The 21,926-nt window shown below is 64.7% G+C and carries 17 protein-coding genes; 8 read left to right on the top strand and 9 right to left on the bottom strand.

Annotated elements, in window-relative coordinates; genetic code table 11:
* Positions 1-86 precede the first annotated feature (86 nt).
* Positions 87-3,641 (top strand): indolepyruvate ferredoxin oxidoreductase family protein, encoded by a 3,555-nt coding sequence (locus CR105_RS02385; RefSeq protein ID WP_099786812.1) that lies wholly within the window; start codon positions 87-89, stop codon positions 3,639-3,641.
* A 128-nt stretch (positions 3,642-3,769) separates the two neighbouring features.
* Positions 3,770-7,057: a fused isobutyryl-CoA mutase/GTPase IcmF gene (gene icmF / locus CR105_RS02380; RefSeq protein WP_099786811.1), complete on the top strand. Its 3,288-nt coding sequence runs from the start codon at positions 3,770-3,772 to the stop codon at positions 7,055-7,057.
* Between the two features lie 211 nt (positions 7,058-7,268).
* Here icmF and CR105_RS02375 read toward each other — a convergent pair whose 3' ends face one another.
* A complete protein-coding gene (locus tag CR105_RS02375) occupies positions 7,269-8,357 on the bottom strand; it encodes a WD40/YVTN/BNR-like repeat-containing protein (RefSeq protein ID WP_099786810.1) in 1,089 nt (362 codons plus the stop codon).
* Positions 8,358-8,627, bottom strand: coding sequence for a ubiquitin family protein (locus tag CR105_RS02370; protein ID WP_099786809.1), 270 nt, complete (start codon positions 8,625-8,627; stop codon positions 8,358-8,360). It abuts the gene before it with no gap.
* 111 nt (positions 8,628-8,738) lie between these two features.
* On the opposite strand from CR105_RS02370, the gene CR105_RS02365 reads away from it, so the two are divergent.
* From CR105_RS02365 to CR105_RS02345, 5 genes are all read left to right on the top strand, one after another.
* A complete protein-coding gene (locus CR105_RS02365) occupies positions 8,739-9,044 on the top strand; it encodes a hypothetical protein (protein ID WP_099786808.1) in 306 nt (101 codons plus the stop codon).
* Between the two features lie 198 nt (positions 9,045-9,242).
* On the top strand, positions 9,243-12,008 hold the full coding sequence (gene prsT / locus CR105_RS02360; RefSeq protein ID WP_099786807.1) for an XrtA/PEP-CTERM system TPR-repeat protein PrsT: 2,766 nt from the start codon (positions 9,243-9,245) through the stop codon (positions 12,006-12,008).
* A 238-nt stretch (positions 12,009-12,246) separates the two neighbouring features.
* Entirely contained in the window at positions 12,247-12,906 is a 660-nt protein-coding gene (locus CR105_RS02355; protein WP_229413556.1) for an N-acyl amino acid synthase FeeM domain-containing protein, read from the top strand.
* A gap of 58 nt (positions 12,907-12,964) precedes the next feature.
* On the top strand, positions 12,965-13,879 hold the full coding sequence (locus CR105_RS02350) for a ThiF family adenylyltransferase (protein WP_099786805.1): 915 nt from the start codon (positions 12,965-12,967) through the stop codon (positions 13,877-13,879).
* A complete protein-coding gene (locus tag CR105_RS02345; protein ID WP_099786804.1) occupies positions 13,876-14,943 on the top strand; it encodes a nitroreductase family protein in 1,068 nt (355 codons plus the stop codon). The genes CR105_RS02350 and CR105_RS02345 overlap by 4 nt, the downstream gene beginning before the upstream one ends.
* 19 nt (positions 14,944-14,962) lie before the next feature.
* On the opposite strand, the gene CR105_RS02340 is transcribed toward CR105_RS02345, so the two are convergent.
* Positions 14,963-15,838 carry a class I SAM-dependent methyltransferase gene (locus tag CR105_RS02340; RefSeq protein ID WP_099786803.1) on the bottom strand — a complete coding sequence of 292 codons (876 nt, stop codon included), beginning with the start codon at positions 15,836-15,838 and terminating at the stop codon, positions 14,963-14,965.
* Between the two features lie 315 nt (positions 15,839-16,153).
* Here CR105_RS02340 and pepA point away from each other — a divergent pair, with 315 nt between their 5' ends.
* A complete protein-coding gene (gene pepA, locus CR105_RS02335) occupies positions 16,154-17,020 on the top strand; it encodes a flocculation-associated PEP-CTERM protein PepA (RefSeq protein WP_099786802.1) in 867 nt (288 codons plus the stop codon).
* Positions 17,021-17,132: 112 nt separating this feature from the next.
* Here pepA and CR105_RS02330 read toward each other — a convergent pair whose 3' ends face one another.
* The 6 genes from CR105_RS02330 to CR105_RS02305 form a co-directional block, all read right to left on the bottom strand.
* The gene (locus CR105_RS02330) at positions 17,133-18,197 is read right to left on the bottom strand and encodes a nucleotidyltransferase domain-containing protein (protein WP_099786801.1); all 1,065 of its coding nucleotides are present in this window, start codon (positions 18,195-18,197) and stop codon (positions 17,133-17,135) included.
* A complete protein-coding gene (locus tag CR105_RS02325) occupies positions 18,197-19,111 on the bottom strand; it encodes an HprK-related kinase A (protein ID WP_099786800.1) in 915 nt (304 codons plus the stop codon). Before CR105_RS02325 ends, CR105_RS02330 begins: the two co-directional genes overlap by 1 nt.
* Entirely contained in the window at positions 19,108-19,353 is a 246-nt protein-coding gene (locus CR105_RS28770) for an HPr-rel-A system PqqD family peptide chaperone (RefSeq protein ID WP_267873875.1), read from the bottom strand. Before CR105_RS28770 ends, CR105_RS02325 begins: the two co-directional genes overlap by 4 nt.
* A gap of 84 nt (positions 19,354-19,437) precedes the next feature.
* On the bottom strand, positions 19,438-20,043 hold the full coding sequence (locus tag CR105_RS02315; RefSeq protein ID WP_131021634.1) for a hypothetical protein: 606 nt from the start codon (positions 20,041-20,043) through the stop codon (positions 19,438-19,440).
* 214 nt (positions 20,044-20,257) lie between these two features.
* On the bottom strand, positions 20,258-20,893 hold the full coding sequence (locus CR105_RS02310; RefSeq protein ID WP_229413555.1) for an XrtA/PEP-CTERM system exopolysaccharide export protein: 636 nt from the start codon (positions 20,891-20,893) through the stop codon (positions 20,258-20,260).
* A gap of 174 nt (positions 20,894-21,067) precedes the next feature.
* Positions 21,068-21,850: a S1 family peptidase gene (locus CR105_RS02305; protein ID WP_229413554.1), complete on the bottom strand. Its 783-nt coding sequence runs from the start codon at positions 21,848-21,850 to the stop codon at positions 21,068-21,070.
* Between the last annotated feature and the right edge of the window lie 76 nt (positions 21,851-21,926).

Genomic DNA, 21,926 nt, shown 5'->3' with positions numbered 1-21,926 from the left:
GGCCCCCTGGCCCGCCATCCAGGCGCCTACCCGGCGTCATCGATTCGTGGGCGACATTCTGAAACACCCTTTTGGAGCTGCACCCCATGCCAGATACCACGGCGGCCAATCCTGCCCGCGCGCAGGACGTCTCAACGCGTCTCACCACCGTCACCCTCGACGACAAATACACCGCCAAGTCCGGCAACATTTTCCTGTCAGGGATCCAGGCGCTGGTGCGCCTGCCGATGATCCAGCGCGAGCGCGACCTCGCCGCCGGCCTCGACACCGCCGGCTTCATCTCCGGCTACCGCGGCTCGCCGCTGGGCGGCCTCGACGAAACGCTGTGGAAGGCCAAGGGCCACCTCGAGGCGCATCACGTCAAGTTTATTCCCGGCGTCAACGAAGACCTGGCCGCCACCGCCGTCTGGGGCACCCAGACCGTCGACCTGATCGGACCGGCCAAATACGATGGCGTGTTCGCCATGTGGTACGGCAAGGGACCGGGCGTGGACCGCTGCGGCGACGTCTTCAAGCACATGAACCACGCCGGCACCGCCAGGCACGGCGGCGTGCTGCTGGTGGCCGGCGACGACCACGGCGCCTATTCGTCGACCCTGCCGCACCAGTCCGACCACATTTTCTCCGCCTGCATGGTGCCGCTGTTGTATCCCTGCAACGTTCAGGAGTATCTCGACCTCGGCGTGCATGGCTGGGCCATGTCGCGCTTTTCCGGCTGCACCGTCGCCTTCAAGGCGCTCGCCGACACGGTCGAGTCGAGCGCGTCGGTCGACGCCGACCCGCACCGCGTGCAAGTGAAGATCCCGCTTGACTTCGTCATGCCCGAAGGCGGCCTGAACGCACGGCTGTCGTCGGTCCCGCTGGGCCAGCAGGCGCGCAACCAGGAAGCGCTGATGCAGGACTACAAGATCTACGCGGCGCTGGCGTATGCGCGTGAAAACAAGCTCAATCACACCACCATCGACAGCCCCAACGCCAGGCTCGGCATCATCGCCTCCGGCAAGTCCTACCTCGACGTGCTCGAAGCGCTCGAGGCGCTCGGCATCGACGAGCCGATGGCCGCCGAAGTCGGCCTGCGCCTGTTCAAGGTGGCGATGCCATGGCCGCTCGAACCCGACAGCGTGCGCGAATTCGCCCAGGGCCTCGAGGAGATCCTGGTGGTCGAAGAAAAGCGCCAGATGGTCGAGTACCAGCTCAAGGAGCAGCTCTACAACTGGCGCGACGATGTCCGTCCCCACATCGTCGGCAAGTTCGACGACAAGGGCGAATGGGTGGCGCCGCGCGGCGAATGGCTGCTGACCTCAAAGGCCGACTTCTCGGTCTCGCAGGTGGCGCGCGTGATCGCCTCGCGCGTGTCGCGCCTGATCACCGACGAGAAAACCTGTGACCTGATCCGCGCCCGCCTGGCCTTCCTCGACGCCAAGGACGCCGTGCTGCAAAAGGCCATCAACACGCCGTTCCGCCCCGCCTTCTACTGCTCCGGCTGCCCGCACAATACCTCGACCAAGGTGCCGGACGGCTCGTTCGCGCTGGCCGGCATCGGCTGCCACGTGATGGCCACCTCGATCTACCCGGAGATGAACAAGCTGACCACCCACATGGGCGGCGAAGGCGCGCCGTGGATCGGCCAGGCCGCGTTCTCGAAGGTGCCGCACGTGTTCCAGAATCTGGGCGACGGCACCTACTTCCACTCCGGCTACCTGGCGATCCGCGCCACCGTCGCCGCGCAGGTCAACATGACCTACAAGATCCTCTACAACGACGCCGTCGCCATGACCGGCGGCCAGCCGGTCGACGGCCAGACCTCGGTGCCGATGATCGCCCAGCAGATGGCCGCCGAAGGCGTCAAGCGCATCGCGCTGGTCACCGAAGACCTGTCGCGCTACACCGACAGGTCGAACCTGCCGGCCATCGTCACGCTGCACGACCGCAAGGACATGGATGCGGTGCAGCGCGAACTGCGCGAGATCGAAGGCGTGTCGGTGCTGATCTACGACCAGACCTGCGCGGCCGAAAAACGGCGCCGCCGGAAAAAGGGCGAGTTCCCCGACCCGGCCAAGCGCATGGTCATCAACGAAGCGGTCTGCGAAGGCTGCGGCGACTGCGGCATCCAGTCCAACTGCACCTCGATCCTGCCGAAGGAAACCGAGTTTGGCCGCAAGCGCACCATCGACCAGTCGTCCTGCAACAAGGACTACTCGTGCGTGAAGGGCTTCTGCCCGAGTTTTGTCACGGTCGAAGGCGGCGCGCTGAAAAAATCGAAGACCGGCGTCACCAAGGACAACGCCGACGACGGCTTCGGCCCGCTGCCGGAACCGGTGCTGCCGGCGCTCGACGCGCCGTACAACATCCTCATCAACGGCATCGGCGGCACCGGCGTGATCACCGTCGGCGCGCTGATGGGCATGGCCGCGCACCTCGAAGGCAAAGGCGCGTCGGTGCTCGACATGACCGGCATGTCGCAGAAAAACGGCTCGGTCACCTCGCACGTCAAGGTCGCGCGCTTGCCTTCCGACCTGCACGCGCAGCGCATCGCCACAGGCGAAGCGGACCTGGTGCTCGGCTGCGACATGCTCACCGCCGGCGCCCAGGACGCCATCTCGAAGATGCGCGTGGGCCGCACCATGGCCGTCATCAACCTGCACGAGCAGCCGCCCGGCACCTTCGCGCAGAACGCCGACTGGCAGTATCCGGTCGAAGAAGTGCGCGCGCTGATCGGCGAATCGGCCGGCGCCGGCGCCGACTTCATCGACGCCACCAAGCTTGCCACTGCGCTGATGGGCGACTCGATCGCCGCCAACCTGTTCATGCTCGGCTATGCCTGGCAGAAGGGCCGCATCCCGCTGGGCGAAGCGGCACTGCTGCGCGCGATCGAACTCAATGGCGTGGCCGCCGCGTCGAACAAGAAGAGCTTTCTGTGGGGCCGCCGCGCCGCCGTCGACCTGGCGCGCGTGACCCGCATCGCCACCCCGACCCAGGCCATCGTCGTGCAGATGCCGCAAAGCCTCGACAACGTCATCAACAAGCGCGTCGAATTCCTCACCGCTTACCAGGACGCCGCCTACGCCGCGCGCTATACGGACCTGGTGGCGCGGGTGCGCAGCGCCGAAGCGGCGCAGGGCCTGGGCACCAAACTGTCGACCGCGGTGGCGAAGTACTACTTCAAGCTGATGGCCTACAAGGACGAATACGAAGTCGCGCGCCTGTACACGGACGGGCGCTTCGTCGAGCAACTCAAGTCGCAGTTCGAAGGCGACTTCTCGTTGAAATTCAACCTGGCGCCGCCGCTGTTCGCGAAAAAGGACGGCAAGGGCCACCTGGTCAAGGCCGAATTCGGCTCATGGACGTGGAGCGCGTTCAAGCTGCTGGCCAAATTCAAGGGCGTGCGCGGCGGCGCATTTGACATCTTCGGCTACAGCGAAGAGCGTAAGATGGAACGTGCGCTGATTATCGAGTACCGCGAGATGGTCGAAGGTTTGCTGGCCGGCCTGAATGCCGACAACCTGGCCACGGCGGTCGACCTGGCGAATCTGCCGGAGCAGGTGCGCGGCTTTGGCCACGTCAAGGAAGCGGCGGTAACAAAGTTCCGCGCAGAAAAAGCGCGCTTGCTGTCCGTCAGTACGCAGCAGAAAGTTGCCTAGGGGCCAGACCCGATTTCTGCTTCCAAAGGGTCTGACCCCGGTTGTGCTGACGTCAACACACCGGGGCTCAGACCCTACTTGACGTTAACGTAAACGTCATATACCGTACAAGATCACCAAGGATCAATATGAACGACAACACCGCCGCCGCCAAACTGACCCCTCCTGAAGCACCCAAGCTGGCCAACAAGGTCCGCTTCGTCACCGCCGCCTCGCTGTTCGACGGCCACGACGCCTCGATCAACATCATGCGCCGCATCCTGCAGTCGAACGGCGTCGAAGTGGTCCACCTCGGCCACAACCGCTCGGTCGACGAAGTGGTGACGGCGGCGCTGGCCGAAGACGTGCAGGGCATCGCCATCTCCAGCTACCAGGGCGGCCACGTCGAATACTTCAAGTACATGATCGACTTGCTGCGCGAACGCGGCGGCGCCCACATCAAGGTGTTCGGCGGCGGCGGCGGCGTCATCGTCGCCGAAGAAATCGACGAACTGCACGCCTATGGCGTGACCAAGATCTTCAGCCCGCAGGACGGCCAGCGCATGGGCCTCGTGGGCATGATCCAGTCGATGATCCAGCAGTGCGACATCGACCTGACCGACTATTCGCCGACCTCGCTCGAGCCGCTGCAAACCGGCGAGATGGCACAACGCCACCGCCCGCTCGCCCAGCTGATCACGGCGCTCGAAAACGGCAAGGCCGCGCCCGCGCTGCGCGAACAGCTGACGCAAGCGGCCGCCGCGCGCGCGGTGCCGACCCTCGGCATCACCGGCACCGGCGGCGCCGGCAAGTCGTCGCTGACGGACGAACTGGTGCGCCGCATCCGCCTCGACCAGGGCGACGCCCTCAACATCGCCATCATCTCGATCGATCCGTCGCGCCGCAAGTCCGGCGGCGCGCTGCTGGGCGACCGCATCCGCATGAACGCGATCAATCCCTGGAGCGGCCAGCCGCGCGTGTTCATGCGCTCGCTCGCCACGCGTGAAGCCGGCTCCGAAATCTCGCACGCGCTGCCCGACGTCATCGCCGCCTGCAAGGTGGCCGGCTTCGACCTCGTCATCGTCGAGACGTCCGGCATCGGCCAGGGCGACGCCGCCATCGTGCCGCACGTCGACCTGTCGATGTACGTCATGACGCCGGAATTTGGCGCCGCCTCGCAGCTGGAAAAAATCGACATGCTCGATTTCGCCGACTTCATCGCCATCAACAAGTTCGACCGCAAGGGCGCGCAGGACGCGCTGCGCGACGTCGCCAAGCAGTACCAGCGCAACCGCGAAATGTGGAGCGTGCCGCCCGACCAGATGCCCGTCTTCGGCACCCAGGCGTCGCGCTTCAACGACGACGGCGTCACCGCGCTGTACCAGGGCCTGCTGCCGAAACTGGCCGAACTCGGCCTGGCCCTCCAGCCGGGCAAGCTGCCGGTCGTCGACGCGAAGCACTCGAGCGGCAAGCACGTCATCGTGCCGCCAGCGCGCGCGCGCTACCTGGCCGAAATCGCCGACACCGTGCGCGGTTACCACAAGAACACCCGCAAGCAGGTCACGCTGGCGCGCGAACGCCAGCAGCTCATCAGCGCCAAGCGCATGCTGGCCGCGGCCAACAAGGCCACCGACTTCGACGACCTGATCACCGAGCGCGATAGCGCGATGGACGCCGGCGCCAAGAAGCTGCTGGCGATGTGGCCCGACATGCAGGCCGCATATGCCGGCGACGACTACGTCGTCAAGATCCGCGACAAGGAAATCCGCACGCAGCTGGTGCAGCACACGCTGTCGGGCACAGTGATCCGCAAGGTGGCGCTGCCGAAGTACGAAGACCACGGCGAAGTGCTCAAATTCCTGATGCTCGAAAACGTGCCCGGCTCGTTCCCGTTCACCGCCGGCGTCTTCGCCTTCAAGCGCGAGAACGAAGACCCGACCCGCATGTTCGCCGGCGAAGGCGACGCTTTCCGCACCAACCGCCGCTTCAAGCTCGTCTCGACCGGCATGGACGCCAAGCGATTGTCGACCGCATTCGATTCGGTCACCCTGTACGGCGCCGATCCGGCGCTGCGCCCCGACATTTACGGCAAGGTCGGCAACTCCGGCGTGTCGATCGCCACGCTCGACGACATGAAGGTGCTGTACGACGGCTTCAACCTGTGCAGCCCATCGACGTCGGTATCGATGACGATCAACGGCCCGGCGCCGACCATCCTTGCGATGTTCATGAACACCGCGATCGACCAGCAGATCGACAAGTTCGTCGCCGAGAACAAGCGCCTGCCGACCGATGACGAAGCGGCCAAGATCCGCGAATGGGTGCTGGCCAACGTGCGCGGCACCGTGCAGGCCGACATCCTGAAGGAAGACCAGGGCCAGAACACCTGCATCTTCTCGACCGAGTTTTCGCTCAAGGTCATGGGCGACATCCAGGAGTACTTCGTGCACCACCAGGTGCGCAACTTCTACTCGGTGTCGATCTCCGGCTACCACATCGCCGAAGCCGGCGCGAACCCGATCTCGCAGCTGGCGTTCACGCTGTCGAACGGCTTCACGTTTGTCGAAGCGTATCTGGCGCGCGGCATGCACATCGACGACTTCGCGCCGAACCTGTCGTTCTTCTTCAGTAACGGCATGGATCCCGAGTACACGGTGCTGGGGCGCGTGGCGCGCCGCCTGTGGGCGGTGGCGATGCGCGACAAGTACGGCGCCAACGACCGCAGCCAGAAGCTCAAGTACCACGTGCAGACATCGGGCCGCTCGCTGCACGCGCAGGAGATCGACTTCAACGACATCCGCACCACCTTGCAGGCCCTGATCGCCATCTACGACAACTGCAACAGCCTGCACACCAACGCCTACGACGAGGCGATCACGACGCCGACGGACGAATCGGTGCGCCGCGCACTGGCGATCCAGCTGATCATCAACCGCGAGTGGGGCCTGGCCAAGAACGAGAACCCGAACCAGGGTTCGTTCATCATCGACGAGATGACCGACCTGGTCGAGGAAGCGGTGCTGCAGGAGTTCGAGCGCATCGCCGAACGCGGCGGCGTGCTGGGCGCGATGGAGACCGGCTACCAGCGCGGCAAGATCCAGGAAGAGTCGATGCTGTACGAGCACCAGAAGCACGACGGCACCTTGCCGATCATCGGCGTGAACACCTTCCGCAATCCGAAGGCCACCGACGTGCCGCAGAAGATCGAACTGGCGCGCTCCACCGACGAGGAGAAGCAGTCGCAGCTGAGCCGCCTAGAGCAGTTCCACCAGCTGCACGCGGCCGAAGCGCCGCAGGCGCTGGCGGCGCTGCAGCAGGCGGCGATCGACAACGCCAACGTGTTCGACAAGCTGATGGACGCGGTGCGCGTCTGCTCGCTCGGCCAGATCACCACCGCGCTGTTCGAGGTGGGCGGCCAGTACCGCCGCAACATGTAAGGCTGGAAAAGAGCGGCAAGCAGTTGCGCCGCCATGCCTCATCGACAGAGCCGGCGCGCACGCCCAGTTCGACAACCGCGAAGCGCTGGCGCGCGTCAACGCAGCGCTAGGCCGGATACGTGCGGCGCTTGCTGAAGCGGCGCGGCAGGCGCGCGCTTGACCTGGCGCTTGCACAGAAGCGGTGCAATGGGGCGGGAGGAAATTCAGGGCATCACGGCGCGAAGCACACCGCGTACACCGGCGGCATCGTCGTCGACAAGGTGTCCCAGTGCTCGCCGGCGTCGGCGGAGATCCAGACGCCGCCCGTCGTCGAGCCCATCAGCAAGGTGCGGCCGTCGGCGTCGACCGCCAGCCCGTGCCGGTACACCAGGTCGTAGCAGTGCTGCTGCGGCAGGCCGCTGCGCAGTTGCGTGAAGCTGGCGCCGCCGTCGGTGGTGCGGCTCACGGCCAGCGCGGCGCCGACCGGAATGCGGCGCTGGTCGGCCTCGGCCGGCACGAACCAGGCGGTAAGCGGATCGGTCGGATGGGCCGCGACGGCAAAGCCGAAGCTCGACGGCGCCGCCTTGATCTCGTCCCACTGGCGCCCGCCGTTGCTTGAACGCCACATGCCGTTGTGGTGCTGGCACCACAGCACGTCCGGGCTGCCGGCGCAGCGCACCACCCGGTGCGGATCCTGCACGGCCTCGTTCTCGTTGAGCTCGGGCGGCATGTAGTCGGCGCGCATGCCGGTCGCGCTGATGGTCCAGCTGGCGCCGCCATCGCCACTTTGCCACACGCCGCCGCACGACACCGCCACCAGCACGCGGTCGCTGTCGCGCGGATCGACGCAGATGCTGTGGATGCCGGGCACGTCGTAGCCGCCGCCGAACCATTCGGCGCGCTGCGGCACGTCCCACAGCGAACGCACCAGTTCCCAGCTGTCGCCGCGGTCGCCCGAGCGGAACAGCCCGCCCGGCAGGGTGCCGGCCCACAGCACGCCGGGCTGGTCGGCGCCGCCCGCTTCCAGCGACCAGATCAGCCGGTTGGTCCAGTCCACCGTGTCGACGCTGCCGTCCGGCTTGGGCGGATAGGCCGGCGCGGCAATCTCGCGCCACTCTTGGCTGCCGGCGTCGCGCCGGTGCAGCTTGACGCCGAAGTGGCCCAGGTTCAGCGCCGCATACAAGGTGCCGTCGCGCCCGTCGGCCAGGGTCAGCGACACCGGCTCGCCGAGAAGGTGACTGGCGCCGACCTGCCAGCGGCCATCGATGCGGTCCAGCTCGAACAAGCCCTTGCGGGTCGACAGGTATGCGCGATCGCTCATTTAACCTCCGGAAAGTGCTTGCAGCACGTAGACCTTGCTGTCGGGTTGCAGGACGTCGCTCAGCGCCACCCGCTCGCTGCAGCGGCGCGCATCGATGAAGATGACGACGTTCTCGCGCAGGTGGCCCTGGTCGTCGAGCACGTAGCCACGCAGCGCCGGATTGACGGCGAAGGCGGTCTCGAGCGCGCCGCGCAGGTCGCCGGCCGTGCTGTCGACCTGCGGCAGCGCCGTGAAGCGCGCCAGTTGCCGGGTAAAGTACAGTCGCGCCATCGCGGTGCCGCCTATGACAATAATGACGAATAAGCCAGTGACGACGATTTTAGCCGATTCCGCCGGCCCTGCTGGCCTAAAATGGAAGCGAGCAAACCCGCGGAGAGTGCCATGCCGATCAAGCCCGAGCAGTTAGCTGCGCTGATGCACGAAGTGGAACAGGAAGACCCGATCGATTTTGCCGACCTGCCCTTTGCCGAGGACGAACTGCGCGAGCTGGTGGCGTCGCACCTGTGCGAGATGGCCGCGGCGATGGAAAACTTCAGCACCGAGGACCGCCTGCTGACCCTGCTCGCGGTGTCGGCCAAGCTGGTGCTGGAAAACCTGGTGCTGCACCTGCAATTGCTGCGCCGCCACGGCTTGCCGGTCGGCGACGGCGTCGAGGCCTTGCTGGCGCGCCTGCGCAAGCCTGAATAGTCGGGTGACGCCGTCAAAACAGTGCCAAACCACCACGCTTGGCCGCTGCCGTGCGGCCGCCAAGCCAGATTTGCAACACCAATTCGTTACCCTGGACAACAAGTGCGTTCTTTGGGGTATTATTAGCTACTAGGTGACTAAATATTATCGAATTGGTTGCCGGCGTTTTGCCGCTGCGACCCGAAAAAGGGAAATTACATGGCCGTCCAGACGCGATCGAAAAACGCCGCACTCCTCCTCACCTTGCTCCTGAGCGTAGCCATCAGCGCCTGCAGCCGTACCGAAACGACCGAAACCTTGTTGGCCGATGCCAAGCAATACCAGCAAAAGGGCGATACCAAGGCCGCCCTGATCCAGCTGAAGAATGCCGTCGCCAAGAGTCCTGAAGACGGCGAAGCGCGCATGCTGCTCGCCACCCTGTACAGCGACAGCGGCGACGCCGTCTCGGCCGAAAAGGAAGTGCGCAAGGCGAGCAGCCTGGGCATCCCGGCCGAGCGCACCATGCCGCTGCTGGGCAAGAGTCTGATCGCCACCAACCAGTTCCAGAAGGTGCTCGATGAAATCCCGGAGGCGGCGGCCGCCAGGTCGGCGCAGCTGTCGACCATGCGCGGCAACGCCTACCTGGCGCTGCGTGATGCGCCCAAGGCAAAAGCGGCGTACGACCAGGCGCTGGCGCTGCAAGGCGACGCCGGCGGCGCGCTGATCGGCATGACGATGTATGCGCTGACGCAGAACGATATCGCCGGCGCCGACCGCTATTCGGCCGAAAGCCTGGTCAAGGACCCGACCAATCCGGAAGTGTGGATGGTCAACGCAATGCTGCTGCGCAAGCACGGCAAGCCGGCCGAAGCGCGCAAGGGCTACGAGCAGGCGATCAAGCTGCGCCCGACGCACCGCAGCGCCTACATCGAAAAAGCATACATCGAAATCGGCGACGGCAAGTACGACGTCGCCGAGGCAGACCTGAAGACGGCGCGCAAGTATGCGCCTGGTAACCTGATGATCACGTATGTGCAGGCGCTGCTCGATGCCCGCCGGGAAAAACTGCAGCCGGCGCTGGACGGGGTGACGAAAGTGCTCGGCGTGGCGCCCGATCACATGCCGAGCCTGTTGCTGGCCGGCCAGCTGGAACTGCGCACCGGCGCCACCCAGCAAGCCGAAGCCCACCTGAAGAAATACCTCGAAGCGTTCCCGCAAGACGCGGCGGCGCGCAAGCTGCTGGCCCATGCGATGCTCAAGGGCGCGCAGCCGGCCGATGCCCTCGCGCTGCTGGCGCCGCTGACGAAGGAAGCCTCGCTCGACCCGCAACTGATGGCGCTGGCCGGCCAGTCGCACATGCAGAACAAGGACTACGGCAAGGCCGCTGAATTCTTCGAAAAAGCCAGCGCGCTGGAGCCGAAATCGGCCGACCTGCGCACTTCGCTCGGCCTGTCGAAACTGGCCCAGGGCAACCAGGCCGGCGCCGTCACCGAACTCGAAGCGGCCGCCTCGCTCGACCCGAAATCGACGCGCGCCGGCGTCACGCTGGTGCAGACCGAAATGGCGCTGAAGCACTACGACAAGGCGATGGCCGCCGCACTGGCGCTCGAAAAAGCCCATCCGCAAGATCCACAGGTGCACAACCTGAAAGGCGGCGTGTCGGTCGCCAAGGGCGACATGGCCGGCGCCCGCGCCAGCTTCGAAAAAGCCGTTGCGCTGCAGCCGACGTTTTTCCCGGCGGTGGCCAACCTGGCGCGCCTCGACATGCAGGACCGCAAGCCCGAGGCGGCCCAGAAGCGCTTCGAAGCGGTCCTCGAGAAAGACAAGAAAAACGTGCCGGCCATGATGGCGCTGGCCGAGGTTGCCGCCGTGCGCAACCAGCCGGCCCAGGCTGGCAGCTGGCTGGAAAAAGCCGCCGCCGAAAAGCCGGAGGCGGTCGATCCGGCCATCAAGCTGGCCGAGCACTACGCGCGCAACAAGCAGGAGCAAAAAGCGCTCAGCCTGATGAGCAAGCTGCAAACGGCCAATCCGACCAATCCCGCCGTGCTCGACATGATGGGCCAGATGCAGCTGGTCAACAAGGACCAGGCCGGCGCGCTCGAGACGTACAGCAAGCTGGCCGGCCTGACGCCGAAGGCGCCCGCCGTCCACATGCGCCTGGCGTCGGTGCACATGATGATGAAAAACGAGCCGGCCGCGGTGCAGGACCTGAAGCGCGCCAGCGCGGCCGATCCGTCCTACCTGCCGGCGCGCGTCGCGCTGGCCGAGCTGGCAATGCGGAAAGGCAATTCGAACGAGGCGATGGCCATCGTGCGCGAAGTGCAGCGGCTCGATCCGAAGTCGGCCGCCGGGTTCATGATGGAAGGCGAGCTGCAGCTCGGCTTGAAGAAGCCGGCGCTGGCGCTGGCGGCGATGGAAAAGGCGTTTGCCAATGCCAAGACGCCGCAGATGCTGGTCAAGATCTCCGAGGTGATGAAGGCGACCGGCAAGGATCCGATGCCGCGCCTGCAGCAATGGCAGGCGGCCAATCCGAACGATGTCATCATCGCCGCCTACGTCGCTGAAATGTCGCTCGCGAGCAAGCAGTACAAGCAGGCCGCAACCCAGTTCGAGGCGGTGCTGAAGATCGCGCCAGGCAGCCCGGTGGCGCTGAACAACCTGGCCTGGACCTACCAGCAACTGGGCGACGCGCGCGCTTTGCCGACGGCCGAAAAGGCGCTGGCCGCCGCACCCGAGAGCCCGGCCGTGATGGATACGCTCGGCTGGATGCTCGTCGAGCAGGGCAACACCGCGCGTGCGCTGCCGATCCTCAAGCGCGCCGTCGCGCTGGCGCCGGCGGCCACCGAGTTCCGCTACCACCTGGCGGTTGCACTGAATAAGTCTGGCGATAAGGCCAATGCCAAGCTAGAATTGAACAAGTTGCTCTCGGACAATAAGCCCTTCGCCCAAATGGAAGAAGCTAAGGCCTTGCTGAAGGTACTTTAAAGCATCTTTTTGGTAAGCAAATGTAATCGAATACAATGCCGGTGACCGTTGCAGCGACGGTCACCGGCACACGCTACTTCGCTGCACGAACGCAATGAGAAATGGTGAGGATCCCGTGAATACCATGGCTGCAGAGGTTGCTCTCGAGTTAACCCAGGATTCGCTTGAGTCCGATTCACCCGCGCAAGTTATGACGGAACAGGCTACTATAGCGTCCACCGAATACGAGGATATTATCGTGAATCAAGATAATTACGGTATCCGGCTGACCGACACTGCGGAAGGCCGGAATTCCGCCAGCCTGCTCATCAGCAAGATGTACGCTTGGCGCGGCTATGCCGGAACCCACCAGTTCAACGACGATCCAAACCGGATCACGTTGACAGCGACCGACAATGGCGAAGTCATTGGCACGCTGACGATCGGCATCGATTCACCGATCGGACTGATGGCCGACCAGGTGTTCAAGCCCGAGATGGACGCGCATCGCATGCGCGGCGCGAAACTGTGTGAATTTACCAAGTTTGCGTTCGACACCCAGGTCAAGTCGAAGACCGCGCTGGCCAACCTGTTCCACCTGGCCGTCATCTATGCGCGCGACATCCACAATTGCACCGACATCCTCATCGAGGTCAATCCGCGCCACCGCCGCTTCTACGAGCACATGCTCGGCTTTCAGCGCGAAGCGGAAATGCGCAACAATCCGCGCGTCAACGCGCCGGCCTTTCTGCTGCGCGTTAATCTCGAATACGTCACCGAACAGATCGGCAAGCATGGCGGCACCTTCGGCAGCGACACGGCCGAACGCTCGTTCTACCCCTATTTCTTTTCGCCACGCGAGGAAGCCGGTATTCTCAACCGCCTGCTGCGCGTCGACCACGAGCAACACGCCGCTTGAGCTGCGCAGGCAGCCGCCTTCGCCGCACCGCCGTTCGGCACCGTCTCCCTAGCCCAGAATGAAATCATCTCTCCAGCCAAGTTCCGCCGCAACCGCCGCGGAGTCGTCCTTTCCTTATGAGGAAGCGTTCGCGCGCAACATCGGCTGGGTCACCAAGGCCGAGCAGGCCAGCCTGCGCGGCAAGCGGGTGGCGATCGCCGGCGGCGGCGGCGTCGGCGGCGTTCACCTGATGACCTTGGTGCGGCTGGGGATCGGCAGCTTTCACATCGCCGATTTCGACAGCTTCGACTACGTCAACTTCAACCGCCAGGTCGGCGCCAACGTCTCGACCCTGGGCCAGCCGAAGGCGGCGGTGATGGCGCGCATGGCGCGCGACGTCAATCCCGAACTCGACATCAAGATTTTCGACAAGGGCATCGATGCGGGCAACCTGCCCGCCTTCCTCGACGGCGTCGACCTGTACATCGACGGCCTCGATTTCTTTGCCTTCGACATCCGCCAGAAAACCTTCGCCCTGTGCGCCGAGCGCGGCATTCCGGCCACCACGGTGGCGCCGCTGGGCATGGGCGCCGCATTGCTCAACTTCATGCCCGGCAAGATGACGTTCGAAGAATACTTCCGCTGGGGCAGCTTGCCCGAGGAAGACAAGGCGATCCGCTTCGTCGTCGGCCTGGCGCCGGCCGGCCTGCATCGCCCTTACCTGGTCGAGCCGTCGGCGGTCAATTTCGCCGAACGGCGCGGGCCGTCGACCTTCATGGCCTGCCAGCTGTGCGCCGGCATCGCCGCCACCGAAGCGCTGAAGATCCTGCTCGGCCGCGGCGACGTGCATGCCGCGCCGCACGGGCTGCAGTTCGACGCCTACCGCAACCGGCTGGCGCGCACCTGGCGCCCGTGGGGCAACAACAACTGGCTGCACCGCATCGCCATTGCGATCGGCAAGCGCCAGTTCGCCCGCATGGCGGCGGCAAAATGAGCGAACCGTCCGTGATCCGTCAGATCCTCGAACTGGCGCGCTGGGCGCCTTCGGGCGACAACACCCAGTGCTGGCGCTTCGAGCTGATCGACAGCGCCCGCTTCGTCGTGCACGGCTTCGACACACGTGAGGACTGCGTCTACGACCTCGACGGCCATCCGAGCCAGATTTCGCTCGGCGCCCTGCTCGAGACGATCGCCATTGCCGCCAGCGCGCACGGCCTGCGCGCCGACATCACGCGGCGCGACAGCGGCGCCGAACACCGCTACCTGTTCGACGTCGAGCTGGTGGCCGACGCCGCCGTCACGCCAAGTCCCTTGCTCGGGTCGATCGCGGTGCGCAGCGTGCAGCGCCGGCCGATGAAAACGCGGGCCCTGACGGCAGCCGAAAAGCTCGCCCTCGAGCACGCCGTCGGCGACGACTACGAAGTGCAGTGGCTGGAAGGACTGCGCGTCAAGTTCCGCACCGCGCGGATAATGTTCAACAACGCCAAGCTGCGCCTGACGATGCCCGAAGCATACGAAGTGCACCGCCGCATCATCCACTGGGGTGTCGAGCGCAGCGACGACCGCGTGCCCGACCAGGCCCTCGGCGTCGATGCCGCCACCCTGAAGCTGATGAAGTGGGCAATGGTCAGCTGGGGCCGGCTGTCGATGATGAACACGTTGATGGGCACCTGGGCGCCGCGCCTGCAAATGGATTTCGTGCCGGGTATCGCCTGCGCCGCCCACTTCGTCATCAAGGCCAGGCGTCAGCCGCAGACGATCGACGATTACGTCGCCGCCGGCCGCGCCGTGCAGCGCTACTGGCTGACGCTGACCGAGCTCGGGTTGGTGATGCAGCCGGAAATGACGCCGCTGATTTTTTCGAAGTATGTGCGCGAAGAGCGCCATTTCACGCATGCAAAAAACCTGCATGGCCGCGCCGCCCGCCTGCAGGAGCAGACGGCCAAGCTGATCTTCAACGGCAATGCGTTTCCAGTCTACATGGGCCGGCTCGGCGCCGGCCCCGTCGCGCGCGCGCGCTCGGAGCGGCGCCCGCTGGAAGAACTGCTGCAGCGCTAGCCGCAGCGCTTCTTTCGTCTTACGGCAACAGCGCGCAGCGCATGCCGTTCATGCCGAAGTGACGGATCAGGTCGGCGATGTCGGCATGATGCCACTGCGGCAAATTCTTCTTCATCTCCGCCAGTGTCGTGCGCAGCGCCGGATCGTCGCCGCGCCGCGCCGGGCTTTTCAGCGCCACCATGAACGGCAGCGCAATCGTCGCATACAGCTTGGCGCGCTGCAGCAGCGGCGCCGCCGCCGCGCGGAACTGGTCCGGATAGAACGCCGCGTGCAGCGAATTGATGTAGTCCTCGGTAAACAACGCCGGCTGGCGGTCGGCGTACTGGTTGCCGAAATAGTCGATGCTGCGCTGCGCCTTCAGGTGACCGAAGTCGACCATGTAAATGCCGCCGCCGGACTTCAGGATGCGCGCCACTTCCGCATACGTGCGCGCCAGGCAATCGCTGTCGGGCAGGTGGTGCAGCGCCATCGTCGACACCACCGCATCGATCGAGCCGTCGGCGAACATCGACAGGTCGGTGATGTCGCCGTGGCGAAACGTCACGTTGGTCAGGCCCTGGCGCGTGATCAGCTCCTGCGCCTGCGCCAGCATCGGCGGCGACAGGTCGACGCCGATAAAGGTTGTTAGCGGATTGAGCCGCGCCACCATCGCCAGCTGGTTGGCCGGTCCGCAGGCCAGGTCGACGACGGTGTCGCCGGGCCGGATCACTTCGCAGATATTAGCGGCATGAAACAAGTAGACCGGCGCCATCACCGCGTGCTCGCGGCCCGCCTCGACATACGCGGCGACATTGGCCGGATCGTCCATCACCAGATCGGGCTCGGTACGGCGTGGGCTGCGCTCGGAAGTGAACAACTCTCGGATGACCGATTGAACCAGTTGTGGACTAGGCATTGTGATTCCTATTATTCGATGCTGCGCAGATCGGAGAGCGGCGGCGCGGATAGATGCCACCCGGAAAATATAATTGAGTAGTGGTGTCGAGATTTCTTACAGTACGATTTTCTAACCGATCAAAAACACGAGGCTGTGATCGTAAGTCCTTGATTCGTATACATCCCGCATATGGTGGCACGATGATTGCTTTATGTTGATCGTAGTCAGACAAAACAGCAGCGCTAAACATCAGGCGAAACAAGTTTAACCGCCATAGTGTTGAGCAGCAATAAAAACATTTAGAACATCATTCGAATTAATTGGAGAGTTACCATGATCAAATTTACCCCTCGCCTGCGCACCATCGTCAAAGCAGTACTGGCTGTCGGCGTTTTCGCCGCTGCCAACGCTAACGCCGGCATGGTCTTCACCGTCGATCCAACCAGCAACGGTCTGGTCAGCGTCAATGGTACGCCTGTAGCACCGACCCCAGCCGCTCAATTCGACGCTGACAAAATCGTCGGTAACTCGACCGTTCGCCTGCTGACCCAAGCCGGTCCTGGCTTTAACTACACCGGCACTGGCTACATCCAGTACAGCGGATTTGCACTGGCCAGCAGCAACATCAACGACAGCTACCTCGGTGTAGATCTGATCACCCCATTCGGCACTGTCCAGGGCTACAACCTGTACGCTACCTTCACCCAGACGTTCTCGTGCGCCAGCGCCCTGTCCGTCGGCGTCGAGTGCAGCGTGACCTCGATCAACCTGAACCTGTTCGCTGACGCTATTGCTGACGGCGCTGCTCTCTTCACCGAAGCGACGCTCGCAGCTGATCCGACCGTCACCGGCGTCGGCACCCAGGTCCTGCTGGCATCGGGCAACTTCGCCTACGGCGTTGCTGGTCTGAACACACTGGGTGGCGCTTACCAGAACGTCAACACCAACATCGCGCTGACCGCTGCAGGCTCGGCGTTCTTCGTCAAGCCAGACCCGTTCTACACGCTGACGTTCAACTCGTTTAACAACAACACCGGCGGCCTGGCCACCGATGGCACCGCATTCGCCATCACCGACGAAAGCGGCGCGACCACTTTCAGCAACGCCATCACCGAAGTTCCAGAGCCAGCGTCGCTGGCACTGTTCGGCCTGGCACTGGCTGGCGTAGCAACTGCTCGCAGCCGCAAAAACAAAAAGTAATCGCAGCAAGCTTGCTTAAAAACTGCCTGGTGAAAGCCAGGCAGTTTTTTTCGTTTACGCAATGCCGCGGGCAAGCGAGGGCCGGTCGGCCGCGCCAGCGCCCGCCGCGATTTCAGCTTGCTTTGGGGGAGATGAACGCTTTGTGGAACAGGTGGCGCGCCAGCAGCAGCGGCGGCATGCGCAGCCAATTGGCGCGGATGTACAGCAGGCGCAGGGCGATGCCGGTGTAGCGGTCGGCGCAGCTCGGATGCGCCGGCAGCAGCGCGCGGCCGAACAGCGCATCCATCAGCGCCAGCAGCGGCGCCGGCGGGCGCCCCGCCGCCAGCACGTCGGCCGGCACGGCCGCGCCGAGCAGGCGCTCGGCGTAGCGCAGCGCGTAAAACAGCGGCCGCTCCAGTTGCAGCTGCGCAGCGCGCCGTGGCAGTTCGGCCCAGAAACCGGGTTCCTGGCCAAATTGCTGCAGCAGCCGGTGAATGTCGATCAGGTCGCGCATGCCATGATCGAACTCGCCATCGTAGAACAGGTGCACGGCGCTGTGCAGCACCATGTCGGCCGGCGCGAACACGCGCAGGCCGTCGTCGCCGGCGATGGCCTGCGAGGCCGCGCGCAGCGCCGCCGGATCGGGCCGTGCCTTTGATGTTTCCGGCAAGATCGCATGGTGCACGTCGATCAGGCTCTGCCGCATGACGTGCTCCATCGGCGGCAATTCATGCATCCATTCGCGGTAGTAGCGCTGGTCGTATTCGTCGTGGTGATTGGCGGCCCAGCCGTGCAGCATCAGCGCCGCTTCCACTTCGGCCAGCCGCCCTTTCGGCACCAGGATATCGATGTCGGAAAACAGCCGCCCCGGCGCCGGCGGCAGGCCGGCCATCGTGTAGGCGGCGCCCTTGAGCAGGATCAGCGGCACGTCGAGCTCGGCCAGTGCGCGGCGGATCTGGCGCACTTCGAAGCGCACTCCTTGCCGATGGCGCTCGCCTTGCACATGCGCCCACGCAAGGTGTTCGCGCACGCGCGCCGGCATCGCCTCGAGCTGGCCGTGCTGTTCGGCCAGGTAGTACAGCGCCGCCGTCAGGTTGGCGCTGGCCGCCTGGCGCAGCAGCATTTCCCATTCGGTCAGGCTGAAAGCTGACATCCGCTGCGGTTGGCGAAAGGCCTGCACGGCCAGCGGCAGGGCCATCACGGGATCGGCCGCAGACGCGCAAACACCTCGACCGCCTCGTCGAGTGAGCTGTAGGTAAACTGGTAGTGAGCGCAGGACTCGATCAGGCCGGCCATGGCCGCAAAGCCATCGGGTCCGAGCAGGCTGTAGTTAAACGAGTTGCCGGCCAGGTCCATGAAGGCGCGCGCCGGCGCCACCGGCGCCAGGCTCGCGGCCGCGCCTGCCTGATACTGCGGGAAGATGATCCACGCCGGCCGTGCGCTCTCGAGGGCGCGCGCGACGCTCGCCGCCGGCGGCTTCATGTGCGCGATGGCGCCCTTGATCGTGTCGCGTACCGCGCGCGAAAACACCGCGCCAGGGGCATAGCTGCGCATGATGTCGATCGATGCATTCTTCAGGCTGATCGGGCGCGGCAGCGCCTGCAGTTGGCCGCTGCCAAGCTGCACCAGCGCCAGCTCGTCGGAGAGCAGGCGCCAGCCGCGCGTCACCAGTGCGGCGCACAGCGTACTCTTGCCCGAGCCGGACGGCGCCGGCAGGATCGCGGCCAGGCCGTCCTTTTCGACGACCGCGGCGTGGATGATCAGGTTGGCGTTGGCGCGGCTCGATACGCACGCGTTCATCGACCACTCGAACAGCGGGTAGGCCTGCGCGATCGGCAGCGGCAAGAACGGCGAGGTGCCGTCCGCATCGAACAACACCTGGCGCCTGAACCAGCGGCGCAGGCCGCCGGTCGGCGACAGGCTGATGTGGAAGTCGGCGAAGTCGGCGGCGTCGGCCAGCGAATAGTCGGCGTACATCAGGCTGATGCCGTCGGCCACGCTGGCGATCGGGCTGCTGATCGACGTGACAAACGCGCCGGTGCGCAACCGGATGCCGCCGGCGCCGAGGCGCTCGCCAAGTTCGGCGCGCGACAGGCTCGAGACGGTGCTCATGCGGCCGGCTCGATCAGCACCAGCGCCTGCAGCTCGTCGAGCAACTCGGCCACCATGGCGTCGCCGACCTCGCCATCATCGGCGTCGAATTCGGCGCGCACGCCGGCCAGCAAGGCGCGCTCGGTCAGCGGCCCGGCCTGCAATGCGAGCAACAGGAAAAGGCCGGCCTCGCTCAGCAGGTGGGTGTCGCCGGACAGGTCGTTGTAGAGTACCGATTCGCCCTGCCACTGGCGATGGCGCAGCGCCTGTCCCGGTGTCAGGCACCAGGCCAGGTCTGGCTGCGAAGGGGTGATGCGAAGTGCGGTGATGGCGTTGCTCGGCTACGGTCAGATCATCGTGCTTTTCAGGTAGGTGACGATCCTCGCGCCATCCCAGGTCACGCCGACAGTCGGCTTGTAAGTGCCAGTGGTGGCGTACGCGTACCAGATCGCCACCACCTGATTGATCGTCAGGAAGGAGATTTTTCCCGAACGGACATTGAGCAGCGTTGCCATGATATGCATCGCGACGTTGTCGGGATCGTCGCCATTGGTGACCTTGTCGGGGTCGACGACATCGAAGCAACTGTATTTTGCTAACGCCGAACAGCGGCCGCCACAATAGAACGTCGACTTGAACAACGCGCCGCCGTTGGTGCCGGCGCTTCTCCAGTCATAGTGATGGGTCTTCCAGTAGCCCGGCGAGCGTCCAACACAGGCACTCGCCGTGCCGGTTTTCCGGCTTGAAGCGGCCGACGTCGTGCCCGACGGCGACGTGCACACCGTCGCCATTGCCGGCTGGCTGGCCAGTGTCAGCAACACGCCGGCCGACACGCCGGCGCCACTCTTGGCGAAACGGCGGCGGCTGGCGCCCGAAGGCGTCATCGCGGCGGGCTGGTCGGCTGCGGCGCTCACTGCGCCGCCCTCGGCATCGGTTGGTCGTTGGTTGGACACGTCTGTATTCCTCAATATTGGCGCCGTCAAACCACATGCCTGACGGAAGAAATTTCTATAGAAACACTAAGCAAAAGTCGTTCCAGACGTTACACCCGGCAACATTTCACCATGGATTCAACGACTTAGGAACGGACCCGTGCCCGTTTTTCCCGTAACGCCCGGTAAAGCGATGAATCTGTAAGATAAATCGACAAGGCGCTATCCGGCAATGTTAGAAAAAACTTTCGGGAATGACCAGCACATCGCCCGGGCGCATCGCCACGTTGGCCGAGATATCGCCCTTCTTGATCAGGTCATTCAGGCGCACCGGCATTTTTTCCATCTTGCCGCCGACATTCCGGATGATGCTTGCGCTGTTGCCCGAAGCAAACTCGGTGACGCCGCCGACGGCGATCAGCACGTCCATCAGCGACATGTCGCGCCGGTACGGCAGCGCCTGCGGCTTGGCGGCCTGGCCGATGACGCGGATCTGCTCGCCGTAGGTGCCGACGAAGCCGGTAACGATGACGGTGACCACCGGTTGCTGGATGAATTTCTCCAGCGATTTTTCGATGTCGCGCGCCAGCTGGGTCGACGTCTTGCCGCTGGCCGGCAAGTCTTCCACCAGCGGGGTGGTGATCTTGCCGTCAGGGCGCACCGGCACCGACATCGACACTTCCGGATTGCGCCAGACGATGATGTTGACATTGTCGCCCGGCCCGATCAGGTAGTCGTGGTTGTCCGCCTGCGTCATGTTGGCCGCGTTGCTGGCGCCGCCCTTGGTTGCGCAGCCGCCCAGCGCCAGCGCCGACAGCGCGAGCGCGGCAACGGCCAGCCATTTGAACGATTTTGTTGATAGTGTAGTCACGTCGATATCCCCTTGATGACACGCGGCGGCGAAAAAATGCGCATGCGGTCCGTGTTGTTTGCCAAAATATACTTGCTGTGGCGCCGAATAATTGTAATTTGAATATTTTTTGCTCGACTGTATTTTATACCATCAAGCATGCGATTCAGGCTGCCACCGATGACAAATATTTGCTTACGGCGATTTTTGTTGCAATAAGTCACGAACATATTTGGCCGGGATCGCGTACGCGATGCCGCTCGGCTGGCTGATCGCGTTTTCCTTGAGCCCCTTTACGAACGTCATGTTGATCACCGCCAGAACCTTGCCGGTGGCCGGGTCGTACACCGGACTGCCGCTGTTGCCCGGATAGGCGGTGCCGTCGAGCTGGAAGATGGCGAACGGGGTGCGCTGCAGCTGGACGATGGCGCGCACGTTGAGCGCGCGCGAACTGAGCGAAGGCATCACGATCGGCGTGATCGCCGCCAGCAGCGCGCGGTGGGTGGCCGGATGCAGGCCGAGGATCATGCCCAGCGGATAACCGGTAAACGCCAGGTCCTGGCCCTCGACGGCGCCGTCGGAGTCGCCCAGCGCCAGCGCCGGCAGCGGCGCGCCGCTGATGCGCAGGTGCGCCAGGTCGTGCGCGCGGTCGCGCCCGGCCAGCACGGCCGGGCGGAACTCGATCTGGCCACCGCGCGAGATGACCACGCCGAGCGTTTCCCGCTTCTCGCTGTCGAGCAGCTCGGGCACCACGTGCGAATTGGTAATTACCGAGAGGCCATCGCCGACCACAAAGCCGGTGCCGTTGAAGGCGGTGGCCGGACTGCGCGTCTGCAGGAAGGTGCCGACGCCGACCACCGACGGTTTGACGGCGGCGATGGTGCGCGCCAGCTCGCCGGCAGCAAACGCGGGCAGCGCCAGCGCGCAGGCGGCCAGCAGGACGAACGGGCGGGCAAGAACGCGGGGCGACATGTGCATGGTTTCGAATACTGAATGGTTGGTGGATGCCCGACAAATCGCTTGAATCTGCGTGTCTGCGGCATGATTGTCGTGT

Source organism: Massilia eurypsychrophila (assembly GCF_002760655.1).
Lineage (GTDB): Bacteria > Pseudomonadota > Gammaproteobacteria > Burkholderiales > Burkholderiaceae_D > JAFCUW01.
This window is presented reverse-complemented; position numbering and strand designations above follow the sequence as displayed.